The sequence below is a fragment of the Streptomyces sp. MAR4 CNX-425 genome, assembly GCF_048656465.1.
Lineage (GTDB): Bacteria > Actinomycetota > Actinomycetes > Streptomycetales > Streptomycetaceae > Streptomyces.
In genome coordinates this window covers 400,650-416,143 of record NZ_JBMDLF010000001.1, presented here as the reverse complement: position 1 = coordinate 416,143, position 15,494 = coordinate 400,650, and the positions used below count along the sequence as shown (strand labels likewise).

The window sequence follows — 15,494 nt, the reverse complement described above, 5'->3', positions numbered from 1 at the left end:
TGCGGCATGGCAGGATCGGACCGTACGCCGTCCACGAGAACCCGCACCGGAAAGGGTGACCGCCATGGCCGGTAAACCGCCCGTCGGAGACCCCGTGCAGGACGCCCCCGAGGTCACCCCGCCCCAGCAGTCCGCCGTCGGCGCCCCCGCCATCGCCCACGCGCTGCGCACCGGCCAGGAGCAGATGGGCGTACGGCGTACGGCCCGCACCCTGCTGCGCGTCAACCAGCACGACGGCTTCGACTGCCCCGGCTGCGCCTGGCCCGAGCCGGACAGGCCGCACACCTTCGAGTTCTGCGAGAACGGCGCCAAGGCCGTCGCCGAGGAGGCGACGCTGCGCCGCGTCACCCCGGAGTTCTTCGCCGCCCACCCCGTCGCCGACCTCGCCGGCCGCAGCGGCTACTGGCTGGGCCAGCAGGGCCGCCTCACCCACCCCGTGTACCTCGCCGAGGGCGCCGCGACGTACGAGCCGGTGTCCTGGGAGCGGGCCTTCGCGATCGTCGCCGAGGAGCTGACCGCCCTCGACTCGCCCGACGAGGCCGTCTTCTACACCTCCGGGCGCACGAGCAACGAGGCCGCGTTCCTCTACCAGCTCTTCGCCCGCGAGTTCGGCACCAACAACCTGCCCGACTGCTCGAACCTGTGCCACGAGTCGTCCGGCTCCGCGCTCACCGAGACCCTCGGCGTCGGCAAGGGCAGCGTCCTCCTCGACGACCTCCACCGCGCCGACCTGATCATCGTCGCCGGCCAGAACCCCGGCACCAACCACCCGCGGATGCTCAGCGCGCTGGAGCGCGCCAAGGACAACGGCGCCCGCATCGTCACCGTCAACCCGCTGCCCGAGCCCGGCATGGTCCGCTTCAAGAACCCGCAGACCGTCCGCGGCCTCGCCCGCGGCGGCACCCCGCTGACCGACCTCTTCCTCCAGGTCCGCGTCGGCGGCGACCAGGCGCTCTTCCGCGCCCTCGCCGGCCGCGTCCTCGCCGCGCACGACGCCGGCGCGAAGGCCGTCGACGAGGAGTTCGTCGCCGGGCACACCCACGGCTACGAGGAGTACGCGGCCGCCGCCCGCGCCTACGGCGACGCCGAGGCGGAGCGCGCCACCGGCCTGACCGCCGCCGAGATCGACCGCGCCGCCGAGCTGGTCCTCGGCGCCGAGCGGATCGTCGTCTGCTGGGCAATGGGCCTCACCCAGCACAAGCACGCCGTGCCGACCATCAAGGAGATCGTCAACTTCCTCCTCCTCGGCGGCCACGTCGGCCGCCCCGGCGCCGGCGTCTGCCCCGTGCGCGGCCACAGCAACGTCCAGGGCGACCGCACCATGGGCATCTTCGAGCGCCCCGCGCCCGCCTTCCTCGACGCGCTGGGGAAGGAGTTCGGCTTCGACCCGCCCCGCCACCACGGCTACGACGTCGTACGCGCCATCCGCGCCCTGCGCGACGGCGACGCCAAGGTCTTCTTCGCCGTCGGCGGCAACTTCGTCTCCGCCTCCCCGGACACCGAGGTCACCGAGGCCGCGATGCGCCGCGCCCGGCTGACCGTGCACGTCTCCACCAAGCTCAACCGCAGCCACGTCGTCACCGGCGCCCGCGCGCTGATCCTGCCCACCCTCGGCCGCACCGAGCGCGACCGGCAGCCCGGCCCCGACGGCCGCGGCCACGACCAGTTCGTCACCGTCGAGGACTCCATGGGCGTCGTGCACGCCTCCCGCGGCCGGCTCGCGCCCGCGGGCGACGCGCTGCTGTCGGAGGTCGCGATCGTCTGCCGGCTCGCCCGCGCCGTGCTGGGCGAGGACAGCGCGACGCCCTGGGAGGAGTTCACCAGCGACTACACGCGCATCCGCGACCGCATCGCGCGCGTGGTGCCCGGCTTCGAGGACTTCGACGCGCGCGCCCGCCGCCCCGGCGGCTTCACCCTCCCGCACGCCCCGCGCGACGAGCGCCGCTTCCCCACGAGCACCGGCAAGGCGAACTTCACCGCCGGCCCGGTGACGTACCCCGAGGTGCCCGAGGGACGGCTGCTGCTGCAGACGCTCCGCAGCCACGACCAGTACAACACCACGATCTACGGCCTGGACGACCGCTACCGCGGCGTGCGCGGCGGCAGGCGCGTCGTCCTCGTCCACCCCGACGACGCCGCGGACCTCGGCCTCGCCGACGGGGCGTACGCCGACATCGTCGGCGAGTGGCGCGACGGCGTCGAGCGGCGCGCGGACGGCTTCCGCGTCGTGCACTACCCGACCGCGCGCGGCTGCGCGGCCGCGTACTACCCCGAGACCAACGTGCTGGTGCCGCTCGACTCCACCGCCGACACGAGCAACACCCCCACGAGCAAGTCCCTGGTGGTCAGGCTGGAGGCGGCCGCGTCTACGGTGGAGCCCGACACGGTGTAGGCGGGGCAAAGGACGGAGCCGGGCGCGACATGGGCGAGCACACCACCACGAAGTTCCCCCAGGAGATCCTCGACGAGTTCGCCGGCGTCGGCGTCGACCTGGAGAAGCTGTTCTCCGCCGGCGCCCTCGGGCAGCGCATGGGCCTGAAGGTGCTGGAGGCGGCCCCCGAGCGGGTCGTGGGCACGCTGCCGGTCGAGGGCAACACGCAGCCGTACGGGCTGCTGCACGGCGGCGCCTCCGCGGTGCTCGCCGAGACCCTGGGCTCCGTCGGCGCGATGCTGCACGGCGGCCCGGCCAAGCTCGCGGTCGGCGTCGACCTGAACTGCACCCACCACCGCGGCCTGCGCGCCGGCGTGGTCACCGGCGTGGCCACCCCCGTGCACCGCGGCCGGACCACCGCGACGTACGAGGTCGTCGTCAGCGACGAGGAGGGCCGCCGGGTGTGCACCGCCCGGCTCACCTGCCTGCTCCGCGACGCCTGACCCGCGCCGGCGGCCGCACCCGCGGCCGCCCGCCCGCGCCCCGCCGCACCGCAGCGCCCGCCGCGCCGCAGCGCGCGACCCGGGGATGAGAAGCCCCCGGGGACCCCCACCCGGTACGCTCGGAACCGGCCGCCCCCGGGGCCGACCCCCACATCCCCCTCCCACGGTTCTCCGCACCCGCTCACCCCCGGCGGCACCTGCGTCCCGTGCGGAATTCACCCGTCCGGGCGATGTGAGGCAGTGCCCGATACGGGTCCCACCGGCTCTCCGGCGGCCCCTGGCGGTCGCTGTGACCAGCACCACCCGGCCTCAATCAAACTAGCTATGACCTGCACGTTTAATGAACATGCCGGACGGGTACGTTGCTCGTCCCGCCAACGCCTTCTAGCCTCGGGGCGCATGAACCTCCTCCGGAAGCTGAATCACAAGCTCGGCGCGACCACGGGTTTCGAGATCCGTAAGGCCGGGCTGCCGTACGCCCCTGCCGCGCAGACCGGGCGCGCCAGAGGGGGCACCGCGGCGAAGCCGGCCGCGCAGGTCGCGTACCGCCCCCCGGAGGACCCCGAAGTCGACCGGCTGCTGCGGCGGCCGGTGTTCATCATGTCGCCGGTACGCTCCGGCTCCACCCTGCTCCGCCTGCTCCTCAACGCGCACTCCCGCCTGCACTCCGCGCACGAACTCCACTTCCGCCGGCTGGAGGTCAGCACCGGCACCAAGCTCGCCGAGCGCGCCATGGCCGAGCTGGGCCTGGAGCGCGGCGACCTGGAGCACCTCATCTGGGACCGCGTCCTGCACCGCGAGCTCGTCCGCTCCGGCAAGGACTTCCTGGTCGAGAAGACCCCCAGCAACACCTTCGCGTACAAGCGCATCGCCGCCTGCTGGCCCGACGCCCGGTTCATCTTCCTGCTCCGCCACCCCGCGTCCATCGCCTGCTCCTGGTACGAGGCCGACCCGGACAAGCGCACCGAGGAGGAGGCGGCCCTCGACGCGCTGCGCTACATGCGCGCCACCGAGCGTGCCCGCCAGGCGCTCCCGGGGCACGTCGTGCGCTACGAGGAGATGACCGACGACCCCGAGGCCGCCATGAAGGCCATCTGCTCGTACCTGGAGATCGACTTCGAGCCCGGCATGCTCGACTACGGCTCCCGGACCCAGAGCAGCTACCAGAAGGGCCTCGGCGACTGGAAGGACAAGATCCGCAGCGGCCAGGTGCAGGCCGGCCGGGCGCTGCCCGCCGCCGACGAGATCCCCGAGCCGCTGCGCGAGATCAGCGCCGCCTGGGGCTACACCGAGGGCGAGGCCGCCCCCGGCACCGCGAAGGCCGCCCGGGAGCCGCACGCCGAGATCGCCGAGGTCTGGCCCCGGGACGGCGCCGTACGCCTCACCGGCAGCCTCCACGGCGTCGCCGACGCCGCCGGCGACGGCCCCTGGTCGCTGCTCCTCGTCCGCCGCGACCAGGAGGACCAGCAGCTGCGCTACCCGGCGGAGCTGGCGGACGGCGCGTTCGACGTCACCGTACCCGTGGCCGACCTGGCGCCGGACGGGCTGACCCCTCCGGCCCAGTGGGACATCCACCTGGCCGCGGGCACGGGCGGTGCGGAGGTCCGGCTGCGCGCCGGCCGCCACCTCGACGGGATCACCGGCAAGAAGAACATCATGGTCTTCCCCGGCCAGCCCGCGCGGGTCGACGGCGCCGACGTCGAGGTCAAGCCGTACTACACGGTCAAGGACAACCTCTCCGTCGAGATCCTGCCGGCCTCATGAAGATCCGCTACCTGCTGATGCACGCCTACGGCACCGGCGGAACCATCCGCACCGTCTTCAACCAGGCCGGTTCCATGGCCGCCGCGGGCCACGACGTCGAGATCGCCAGCATGCAGCGCGGCCGCGACGAGCCGCACTTCCCCCTCCACCCCGACGTCAGGGTCACCCCCCTCGTCGACCACCGGCCCGGCGCCCGCGAGGCGGAGCTGGCCGAGGCCGCCCCCCGGGCCGCCGAGCGGCGGACCGAGCGCGAGAAGCAGCCGCCCCGGTACATCCCCGCGGGCGAGTTCGCCTACGAGCGCTACAACCGCTACGTCGAGGACACCGTCATCGGCTGGCTGGAGCAGCAGCGCGACGCCGTGATCGTCCCGACCCGCCCCGGGCTGAACTTCCTCACCGCCCGGTTCACCCCCCGCAGCTGCCACAAGATCGCCCAGGAGCACATGAACCTGGGCACCCACCCGCCGGACATCCGCGCCGCCATCCAGCGCGAGTACCCCCGGTTCGACGCCGTCGCCGTGCTCACCCACGGTGACCGGGAGGATTACCAGGGGCTGCTGCCGGGCACCCGCGTCGTACGCATCCCCAACGCCGTGCACACCGGTGCCAAGAAACTCACCACCTACGCCGACCACGTCGCCGTCGCCGCCGGCCGGCTCTTCCCCCAGAAGGGCTTCGACCTGCTGATCCCGGCGTGGGCGCAGCTCGTGGACAAGTTCCCCGACTGGCAGCTGCGCATCTTCGGCACCGGCGAGAAGAAGGCCGAACTGCGCCGCCTGATCAACGAGCACCACCTGTACAACCACGTCTTTCTGATGGGGCACACGCACAAACTGGACGACGAACTTGCGAGAGCATCCTTTTATGTGCTCAGCTCACGGTTCGAGGGCCTGCCCATGGTGATGATCGAATCGATGACCCACGGACTCCCCGTGGTCAGCTTCGACTGTCCGACGGGGCCCGCCGACGTGCTCACCCACGGGAAGGACGGCCTGCTGGTGCGCCGCAGAGACGTGGCCGGGCTCGCCGAAGCCATGGGACAGCTGATGGACGACGAGGGCCTCAGGGCCGACATGGGAGCGGCGGCGCTGCAGACGTCGCGTTCCTACACTCCCGAGGCGGTCCATCCGCAGTGGGAGGCACTGTTCGAGGAGATTCACGGGAGTGGGAGTGCCTGACAACGCACCCGGCGCCGGCGGCGTATACACGCGCGGCGCCACGATCTGGCTCACCGGCCTGCCCAGCGCCGGCAAGACCACCCTGGCGCGCGCCTTCGGCGAGCGCCTGCGGGACGCCGGCCACCGGGTGGAGGTGCTGGACGGCGACGAGATCCGGGAATTCCTCACCGCCGGCCTCGGTTTCACCCGCGAGGACCGCGACACGAACGTGCAGCGCATCGGCTTCGTCGCCGAGCTGCTCGCCTCACACGGCGTGAAGGTCCTCGTACCGGTGATCGCCCCGTACGCGGACAGCCGGGAGGCGGTGCGCAAGCGCCACCAGACGGAGGGGACGACGTATGTGGAGGTGCACGTGGCCACGCCCGTCGACGTCTGCGCCGAACGGGACGTGAAGGGCCTCTACGCCAAGCAGGCGGCCGGCGAGCTCTCCGGCCTCACCGGCGTCGACGACCCGTACGAACCCCCCGCGGACCCCGATCTGCGCATCCCCACACACGAGCAGAGTGTCGAAGAATCCGCGGCGATGCTTCACGCCGCACTGGTGGAACGAGGTCTCGCATGAGCCAGTTCGAGAAGGCCACCGCCCAGGACTTCCAGCTGCCCCACCTGGACGTGCTGGAGTCCGAGGCGGTGCACATCTTCCGCGAGGTGGCGGGGGAGTTCGAGCGTCCGGTCATTCTCTTCTCCGGCGGCAAGGACTCCATCGTGATGGTCCACCTGGCGCTGAAGGCGTTCGCGCCGGCGCCGCCGCCGTTCGCGCTGCTGCACGTCGACACCGGGCACAACTTCCCCGAGGTCCTGCAGTACCGCGACCGCGTCGCCGCGCAGCACAACCTGCGGCTGCACGTGGCGTCCGTCCAGGAGTTCATCGACCGCGGCGAGCTCAAGGAGCGCGCCGACGGCACCCGCAACCCGCTGCAGACCGTGCCGCTGCTGCGCGCCATCGAGGAGGGCCGCTACGACGCCGTCTTCGGCGGCGGCCGCCGCGACGAGGAGAAGGCCCGCGCCAAGGAGCGCATCTTCTCCCTGCGCGACGAGTTCGGCGGCTGGGACCCGCGCCGGCAGCGGCCCGAGCTGTGGCAGCTCTACAACGGCAAGCACGCCGTCGGCGAACACGTCCGCGTCTTCCCGCTGTCGAACTTCACCGAGCTGGACGTCTGGCAGTACATCGCGCGCGAGAAGATCGTGCTCCCCGAGATCTACTACGCGCACAGCCGCGAGGTGTTCCTGCGCAACGGCATGTGGCTCGCCCCCGGCGACTGGGGCGGCGCCAAGGACGGCGAGCGCGTCGAGACCCGCACCGTGCGCTACCGCACCGTCGGCGACATGTCCTGCACCGGCGCCGTCGACTCCGACGCCGACACCATCGAGAAGGTCATCGCCGAGATCGCCGCCACCCGGCTCACCGAGCGCGGCGCCACCCGGGCCGACGACAAGATGTCCGAGGCCGCCATGGAAGACCGCAAGCGCGAAGGCTACTTCTGATCATGACTGTGAACCCACCCGCCCCCGCCACGGAGCCGGCCGCGCTCACCGAGGTCTCCCTGCTGCGCTTCGCCACCGCGGGCAGCGTCGACGACGGCAAGTCGACGCTCGTCGGCCGGCTGCTGCACGACTCCAAGTCGGTCCTCGCCGACCAGCTGGAGGCCGTCGAGCGCGCCTCCGCCAGCCGTGGGCAGGAGGCCCCCGACCTGGCGCTGCTGACCGACGGGCTGCGCGCCGAGCGCGAGCAGGGCATCACCATCGACGTGGCCTACCGCTACTTCGCGACCCCCCGGCGCCGCTTCATCCTCGCCGACACCCCGGGCCACGTGCAGTACACCCGCAACATGGTCACCGGCGCCTCCACCGCCGAGCTGGCGGTGATCCTCGTCGACGCCCGGCACGGCGTCGTCGAGCAGACCCGCCGGCACGCCGCGGTCGCCGCGCTGCTGCGCGTGCCGCACGTCGTCCTGGCCGTCAACAAGATGGACCTCGTCGGCTATGCGGAGGACACCTTCGCGCAGATCGCCGCCGAGTTCACCAAGTACGCCAAGGCCCTCGGCGTGCCCGCCGTGACCACCATCCCGATCTCGGCGCTGGAGGGCGACAACGTCGTCACCCCCTCGGCCACCATGGACTGGTACGCGGGCCCCACGGTGCTGGAGCACCTGGAGACCGTGCAGATCGACCACGACCCGCGCGGCCGCGTCACCCGCTTCCCCGTGCAGTACGTGATCCGCCCCCAGACCGCCGAGCACCGCGACTACCGCGGCTACGCCGGGAAGATCGCCTCCGGCATCTTCCACGTCGGCCAGGCCGTCACCGTGCTGCCCTCCGGCCACACCTCCACCGTCGCCGGCATCGACGTGCTGGGCGAGAGCGTCGACGCCGCCTGGGCGCCCCAGTCGGTCACCGTCCGGCTCGCCGACGACATCGACATCTCCCGCGGCGACATGATCGCCCCCACCGAGCAGGCCCCGCAGGCCACGCAGGACATCCAGGCCACCGTCTGCCACCTGCACGACACCGCGCTCACCCCCGGCGCCCGGGTCCTCCTCAAGCACACCACCCGCACCGTCAAGGCGATCGTCAAGGAGATCCCCGACCGGCTCACCCTCGACGACCTCTCCCACCACCCCGCCCCGGGGTCGCTGGCGGCCAACGACATCGGCCGGGTCGTGCTCCGCACCTCCGAGCCGCTGCCCATGGACGCCTACGGCGACTGCCGGCGCACCGGCTCCTTCCTGCTGATCGACCCCGCCGACGGCTCCACCCTCGCCGCCGGCATGGCGGGCGCCGCGTTCGCCGGCGCCGACAGCGCGAAGCGGGCCGAACTCGACGACGCCGAGTGGGATTTCTGACCGTACGACGGCCGCCCGCCGGCCCGGGGACGCCGACCGCGTCCGCCGGGCCGGCCGCGTACACGGCGCCGTAACGCGCCCGGTACGGCGGCGTGCAGGGGACCCGCGGGCCCAAGTCCCGCCGCTGGCGCGTACGTTCGGTAGTCGCACGAAGGTACGCCCGGCACCCTGCTCCTCGCGGGCCTACGCCCTTACCCTGTCCGCCATGAGCGCGCCCGCCCGGCCCGAGCCCGGCCCCGAGCCGGACCCCGCCCCGCCCGCCGAGGTCCTCGGCGGCGGCTCGGCCGGACCGCGCCTCGGCGAGCGCTGGGCCGCGCTGCCGGCCCGGCGCCGCCGGCGCACCGCCGCCGGCGCGGGCCTCGCCGCGCTGGCCGTGCTCGGCGCATACGCGCTGGCCACACGGCCGGAGCCGGAGCTGCCCGCGGCGGTCCCGTACCCCATCCACTCGACCGACTTCTCCTTTGTCAGGATAGAAGCCCCCAAAGCGGGCGATACCGCCTTCGACGCCCAGCTCACCGCCGTCTCGGAGACCGGCGCCTCGCTGGAGAAGATCACCCAGGGCTACGGCGGCCTGGAACTGTCCGCCCACCCCCCGCTCCCGCTGCGGCTTCCCCAGGGCCAACCCACGCGGGTCACCGTCCGGTTCGAGGTCGTACGATGCGCCGGCCTCCCCCTCGACGCGGGCCTGCCCTCCCTGCACGTAACGCTCCGTAACGCGCGCGCAATACAGGACTACAGCTCCATCCCCGGCGACACCTACGCCGCCGAACTGTCCCGGGCGCTGCGTACGATATGCGAACCCGCCCGGAAGGCCGCCCGGGGCACACAGGACACCAGCAGCGGGTTCACGCCCGTTCGGGCGTCCGGACTCCGCCGATCCGGCCCAGACCACCCCCACCGCCCCGGCCCGTGGCTGTAAGGGTCATAACAAGAGAGTCACAGCATTGCCTGCACCTCTGCCCCCCCGCCCCGGTGCGGCTTAGAGTCACGCCCAGTCACCGCGCAGCAGGTCACCTTCCGACGCCTGCCGCGTGCACCGGCCCACTCTGCGCAGTCGAGGCCGCGCCAGGGGAAAGGACTGATCGTGCGTCACCGTTCCTTGCTCATACTCACCACTGCGGTCACCGCAGGGGCCCTCACGCTGTCCGCTTGCGGTTCCCGCGACGACGACAGCGAAGACGGGGGCGGTGGCGACGGAACGACCGTCGTCATCGGCCTCGACGCCCCGCTCACCGGCGACCTCTCGGCCCTGGGCATCGGCATCGAGAACTCCGCCGAGCTCGCCGTCAAGACGGCCAACGAAAACGAAGAGGTCAAGGGCGTCACCTTCGAACTCGAAGCCCTCGACGACGTCGCCCAGGCCCAGCAGGGCCAGCAGAACGCCACCAAGCTCGTCGGCAACCAGGACGTCATGGGCGTCGTCGGCCCGCTCAACTCCGACGTCGGCCAGTCCATGCAGAAGGTCTTCGCCGACGCCGACCTCGTCCAGGTCTCGCCCGCCAACACCAACCCCGCGCTGACCCAGGGCGAAAACTGGCAGTCCGGCGACAAGGAACGGCCCTTCGACACCTACTTCCGCACCTCCACCACCGACGCCATCCAGGGCCCCTTCGCCGCCCAGTACCTCTACAACGAGGAAAAGCGGCGGAAGGTCTTCGTCATCGACGACAAGAAGACCTACGGCGCCGGCCTCGCCGGCACCTTCGCCAAGGAGTTCAAGAAGCTCGGCGGCAAGGTCGTCGGCACCGACCACGTCAACCCCGACGACAAGGACTTCTCCGCCGTCGCCACCAAGGTGAAGAACTCCGGCGCCGACTTCGTCTACTACGGAGGCGAGTACCCCGCCGGCGCCCCGCTGGCCGCCCAGATCAAGGAGACCGGCGCGAAGATCCCCACCGTCGGCGGCGACGCGCTGTTCAGCGCCGAGTACATCTCGCTGGCCAAGAAGAACGCCGAGGGCGACATCGCCAGCTCCGTGGGCGCCCCGCTGGAGGAGCTCGACACCGCCAAGGAGTTCATCAAGAACTACGAGGCGGCCGGCTACGAGGACGCGTACGAGGCGTACGGCGGCTACTCCTACGACTCCACCTGGGCGATCATCCAGGCCGTCAAGGCCGTCGTCGAGGAGAACGACGGCGAGCTGCCCGGCGACACCGACGAGGCCCGCCTGGCCATCACCGAAGCCATGCAGAACGTCTCCTTCGAGGGTGTGACCGGCAGCGTCGCCTTCGACGAGTACGGCGACACCACCAACAAGCAGCTGTCGCTGTACCAGGTCCAGGACGGCAAGCACGTTCCGCTGACCAGCGGCGAGTTCGAAGGCTGACCGGGGCGACCACCACCGCCCACTGATCACACAAACCGCAAGCGGCGCGGGGGGCGCACACAGCGCCCCCCGCGCGGCCATATCTGACACCCACTCGGAGGCCCCGCGGTGAACGATCTGCCGCAGCAACTTGCCAACGGCCTGCTACTCGGCGCCTTGTACGGGCTCATCGCCATCGGCTACACGATGGTCTACGGCATCGTCCAGCTCCTCAACTTCGCCCACGGCGAGATATTCATGATCGGCGGCTTCGGCGCCCTGACGATGTGGCTCTGGATGCCGGACGGCACCAGCCTCGCCGTCGCCCTGCCGCTGATGATCCTCATGGCCGTCGCCTGTTCCGTCCTCATAGCCGTCGGCGCCGAACGCTTCGCCTACCGCCCCCTGCGCGGCGCCCCCCGCCTCGCGCCCCTCATCACCGCGATCGGCCTGTCCATCGCCCTCCAGCAGGCCATCTGGGCCTGGTACCCCGACGCCACCAAGGCCCGGCCCTTCCCCGAGTTCGGCGGCTCCCGGATCGACTTCGGCTCCTTCTCCATCCAGCGCGGCGACCTGTTCCTCCTCATCGCCGCCCCCGTCTGCATGATCGCCCTCGGCTTCTTCGTCTCCAAGACCCGCGCCGGCCGCGCCATGCAGGCCACCTCGCAGGACCCCGACACCGCCAAGCTCATGGGCATCAACACCGACCGCATCATCGTGATGGCCTTCGCCATCGGCGGCGCCTTCGCCGCCATCGCGGCCATCGCCCACGGACTCCGCTACGGCAACGTCGACTTCCGCATGGGCTTCATCGCCGGCCTCAAGGCGTTCACCGCAGCCGTACTCGGCGGCATCGGCAACATCTACGGCGCCATGATCGGCGGCATCGTCCTCGGCCTCACCGAAGCCATGGCCACCGCGTACGTCGGGAACATCCCCGGCATGGAGCAACTCGGCGGCGGCTCCTGGAAGGACGTCTGGGCCTTCGCGCTGCTGATCCTCGTCCTGCTCTTGCGGCCACAGGGAATCCTCGGCGAACGCGTCTCGGACAGGGCGTGAGAACCATGACCACGATGACCAAGAACACCGCTCCCGCACCCGCGCCCACCCCCGGCGCACTGCCCCTGCCCCCCGGCACCGCCAGGGCCCTCGCCTACGCCGGCGCCGCAGGCACCCTCATCTCCACCTTCCTCTCCTGGACCTACACAGAGGAATTCCCCGGCAACCTCACCGTCTACGGATACCCCGGCGGCCTCCAGCTGCTCACCCTCACCGGAGCACTCCTCACCCTGGCGTTCCTGCTCTCCGGACAAGGACTCCGCGGACTGCGCTGGCTCACCCCCGGCGGACCCAACGGCGCCGTACGACTCCTCGCCCTCGGCACCCTCGGCGTCACCGGCTACACCGTCGGCGCCATCATCAAAAACCTCGGCGGCCTCATCAACGTCGACCCCGGCGGCTACATCGCCGTCACCATGGCCCTCATCGGAGCCATCGGCGCCCTCGGCCTCCCCTCCGACCTCCCCGACAACCCCGACAACCCCCCGGCCAACCCCTGGGAACGCATCGTCCACTCGCTCAAGGCACCCGCCCCCGAGCGGCTCAGAGACCTCCCCGGCACCGCGGAGATCCTCATCATCTCCGCCTCCTTCGCCGTCGGCCTCTACCTCTTCACCTTCGGCATCGACACCGAATACCCCGAACTGTTCGTCGGCTTCATGGTGCTCGTCGCCTTCCTCTTCCCCGCCCTCGGCCGCGCCGGCCTCACCGGACGGCTGGGCCAGCTCACCGCCAAACACCGCAACGTCACCGTCACCGCGGCCTTCGTCGCCGCGTTCGTCTTCCCGTTCACCCAGAGCAACGACGCCTACGCCACCATCGGCACCAACATCCTCATCTTCTCCACCGTCGCCCTCGGCCTCAACGTCGTCGTCGGCCTCGCCGGCCTCCTCGACCTCGGATACGTCGCCTTCCTCGGCGTCGGCGCCTACACCGCCGCCCTCGTCTCCGGCGCACCCACCTCCAGCATCGGCGTCACCTTCCCCTTCTGGGCCGCCGTCCTCACCGGCGCCGCCGCATCACTGGTCTTCGGCGTACTCATCGGCGCCCCCACCCTCCGGCTCCGCGGCGACTACCTCGCCATCGTCACCCTCGGATTCGGAGAAATCTTCCGCATCGGCGTCCAGAACCTCGACGGCACCTCCGGACCCGACATCACCAACGGGCCCAACGGCATCCCCAACATCCCGGAAGTCGAAATCCTCGGCTTCAACCTCGGCGAAGAACACACCATCCTCGGATTCGAACTCGGCCGGTTCTCCAACTACTTCCTGCTGATGCTCGTCTGCACCATCATCGTCGTCACCATCTTCCGGCGAGCAGACCAGTCACGCATCGGCCGCGCCTGGGTCGCCATCCGCGAAGACGAAACCGCAGCCCGAGCCATGGGCATCAACGCCTTCCGGCTCAAACTCCTCGCCTTCGCACTCGGCGCCACCCTCGCCGGCGTCGCCGGCACCGTCCAGGCACACGTCCAGTACACCGTCACCCCCGAGCAGTACCAATTCGTCGAAGCCGTACCGCCCAACTCCGCCTTCCTGCTCGCAGCCGTCATCCTCGGCGGCATGGGCACCGTCAGCGGCCCCCTCATCGGCGCCGCACTGCTCTACCTCATCCCCGCCAAACTGCAATTCGTCCAGGAATACCAACTCCTCCTCTTCGGCGTGGCGCTCATCCTCCTCATGCGCTTCCGCCCCGAAGGACTCATCGCCGACCGCCGCAAGCAACTCGAATTCCACGACACCGGCCAACTCGACGTGCCCAAGGAAAACAGCGACCTCAACAAGGCGGGGGTGTGACACCGATGGCCAGCGAAACCATCCCCGCCAAGGGACCCGCAACCGGAGCCACAGTCCTCGACGCCCGCGGCGTCACCATGCGCTTCGGCGGCCTCACCGCCGTACGCGACGTCGACCTCACCGTCGACCAAGGTGAGATCGTCGGCCTCATCGGCCCCAACGGCGCCGGCAAAACCACCCTCTTCAACTGCATGACCGGGCTCTACACCCCCACCGAAGGCACCGTCTCCTACAAAGGCACGGTCCTGCCCAGCCGCTCCCACCGGGTCACCGAAGCCGGCATCGCACGCACCTTCCAGAACATCCGGCTCTTCGCCAACATGACCGTCCTCGAAAACGTCCTCGTCGGCCGGCACACGCGCACCCGCGAAGGACTCTGGTCCGCGCTCCTGCGCGGCCCCGGCTTCAAACGCGCGGAAGCGACCTCCGAAGCACACGCCATGGAACTGCTGGAATTCACCGGACTGGCCGCCAAACGCGACCACCTCGCCCGCAACCTCCCCTACGGCGAACAACGCAAACTGGAGATCGCCCGAGCCCTCGCCAGCCAGCCCGGGCTCCTGCTCCTCGACGAACCCACCGCGGGCATGAACCCACAAGAAACCCGGGCCACCCGCGAACTCGTCTTCGCCGTCCGCGACCAAGGCATCTCCGTCCTCGTCATCGAACACGACATGCGGTTCATCTTCGGACTCTGCGACCGCGTCGCCGTCCTCGTCCAAGGCGAAAAACTCGTCGAAGGCACCCCCGAAGTCGTCCAAAGCGACGACCGCGTCGTCGCCGCCTACCTCGGCACCCCCTTCGAAGGCATCCCCGAGGACGAAGCCGTCGAAGAAGTCGCCGCCGCCGAGGACGCCGCCTCCAAGAGCACCGGGAGCCACAGCAACCCCCAGACAAGCAAGGAGGGCGACGCGTGACCCCGCTACTCCAGGTCGACGACCTCAAAGTCGCCTACGGCAAAATCGAAGCCGTCAAAGGCATCTCCTTCAGCGTCCAGCAGGGCGAAGCCGTCACCCTCATCGGCACCAACGGCGCCGGCAAAACAACCACCCTCCGCACCCTCTCCGGACTGCTCAAACCCGTCGGCGGCAAAATCTTCTTCGACGGCATCCCCCTCAACGGCATCGGCGCCCACAAAATCGTCGCCATGGGCCTCGCCCACTCCCCGGAAGGCCGCCGGCTCTTCCCCCGCCTCACCATCACCGAAAACCTGCAACTCGGCGCCTTCCTCCGCAAAGACGCGGCCGGCATCGAGCAGGACATCAAGATGTGCTACGACCTGTTCCCCATCCTCGGCGAACGGCGCAAACAGGCGGCCGGCACCCTCTCCGGCGGCGAACAGCAGATGCTCGCCATGGGCAGAGCACTCATGTCCCGCCCCAAACTGCTCATGCTCGACGAACCCTCCATGGGCCTCTCGCCGATCATGATGCAGAAGATCATGGAGACGATCAAGGAACTCAAGTCCCAGGGCACCACCATCCTGCTCGTCGAACAGAACGCCCAGGCCGCACTCTCCATCGCCGACCACGGTCACGTCATGGAGGTCGGCAAGATCGTCCTCTCGGGCACCGGAGACGAACTCCTCCACGACGAATCCGTACGAAAGGCATACCTCGGCGAAGACTGAACCCACGCCGACACCACACAAACGGCAGCGGCCCGCGCCCCG

At 70.7% G+C, this 15,494-nt stretch carries 13 protein-coding genes; all 13 read left to right on the top strand.

The annotated features are described in order from the left end of the window. The first annotated feature begins 64 nt into the window (after window positions 1-64). The 13 genes from ACHZ99_RS01810 to ACHZ99_RS01750 all read left to right on the top strand — a co-directional run bounded on the left by ACHZ99_RS01810 (window position 65) and on the right by ACHZ99_RS01750 (window position 15,452). Entirely contained in the window at window positions 65-2,392 is a 2,328-nt protein-coding gene (locus tag ACHZ99_RS01810) for an FdhF/YdeP family oxidoreductase (protein ID WP_420302501.1), read from the top strand. Between the two features lie 29 nt (window positions 2,393-2,421). Continuing rightward, complete coding sequence (locus ACHZ99_RS01805) at window positions 2,422-2,874, top strand: PaaI family thioesterase (protein WP_420302500.1); 453 nt, start codon at window positions 2,422-2,424, stop codon at window positions 2,872-2,874. 399 nt (window positions 2,875-3,273) lie between these two features. Then, a complete protein-coding gene (locus ACHZ99_RS01800; protein WP_420302499.1) occupies window positions 3,274-4,638 on the top strand; it encodes a sulfotransferase family protein in 1,365 nt (454 codons plus the stop codon). Further along, window positions 4,635-5,816 (top strand): glycosyltransferase family 4 protein, encoded by a 1,182-nt coding sequence (locus ACHZ99_RS01795; protein WP_420302498.1) that lies wholly within the window; start codon window positions 4,635-4,637, stop codon window positions 5,814-5,816. The genes ACHZ99_RS01800 and ACHZ99_RS01795 overlap by 4 nt, the downstream gene beginning before the upstream one ends. Further along, complete coding sequence (gene cysC, locus ACHZ99_RS01790; protein ID WP_420302497.1) at window positions 5,809-6,378, top strand: adenylyl-sulfate kinase; 570 nt, start codon at window positions 5,809-5,811, stop codon at window positions 6,376-6,378. The genes ACHZ99_RS01795 and cysC overlap by 8 nt, the downstream gene beginning before the upstream one ends. After that, window positions 6,375-7,301 (top strand): sulfate adenylyltransferase subunit CysD, encoded by a 927-nt coding sequence (gene cysD / locus ACHZ99_RS01785; RefSeq protein ID WP_420302496.1) that lies wholly within the window; start codon window positions 6,375-6,377, stop codon window positions 7,299-7,301. Before cysC ends, cysD begins: the two co-directional genes overlap by 4 nt. 2 nt (window positions 7,302-7,303) lie before the next feature. Continuing rightward, window positions 7,304-8,659 (top strand): sulfate adenylyltransferase subunit 1, encoded by a 1,356-nt coding sequence (locus tag ACHZ99_RS01780; RefSeq protein ID WP_420302495.1) that lies wholly within the window; start codon window positions 7,304-7,306, stop codon window positions 8,657-8,659. A 205-nt stretch (window positions 8,660-8,864) separates the two neighbouring features. Further along, entirely contained in the window at window positions 8,865-9,578 is a 714-nt protein-coding gene (locus ACHZ99_RS01775; protein WP_420302494.1) for a hypothetical protein, read from the top strand. A gap of 165 nt (window positions 9,579-9,743) precedes the next feature. Next, window positions 9,744-10,985 (top strand): branched-chain amino acid ABC transporter substrate-binding protein, encoded by a 1,242-nt coding sequence (locus tag ACHZ99_RS01770; RefSeq protein WP_420302493.1) that lies wholly within the window; start codon window positions 9,744-9,746, stop codon window positions 10,983-10,985. A 108-nt stretch (window positions 10,986-11,093) separates the two neighbouring features. After that, window positions 11,094-12,023, top strand: coding sequence for a branched-chain amino acid ABC transporter permease (locus tag ACHZ99_RS01765; protein WP_420302492.1), 930 nt, complete (start codon window positions 11,094-11,096; stop codon window positions 12,021-12,023). A gap of 5 nt (window positions 12,024-12,028) precedes the next feature. Next, on the top strand, window positions 12,029-13,822 hold the full coding sequence (locus ACHZ99_RS01760) for a branched-chain amino acid ABC transporter permease (protein ID WP_420302491.1): 1,794 nt from the start codon (window positions 12,029-12,031) through the stop codon (window positions 13,820-13,822). 5 nt (window positions 13,823-13,827) lie between these two features. After that, on the top strand, window positions 13,828-14,739 hold the full coding sequence (locus tag ACHZ99_RS01755; protein WP_420302490.1) for an ABC transporter ATP-binding protein: 912 nt from the start codon (window positions 13,828-13,830) through the stop codon (window positions 14,737-14,739). Beyond that, window positions 14,736-15,452, top strand: a complete 717-nt coding sequence (locus ACHZ99_RS01750; protein ID WP_420302489.1) for an ABC transporter ATP-binding protein — start codon at window positions 14,736-14,738, stop codon at window positions 15,450-15,452. Before ACHZ99_RS01755 ends, ACHZ99_RS01750 begins: the two co-directional genes overlap by 4 nt. Window positions 15,453-15,494: the final 42 nt, after the last annotated feature.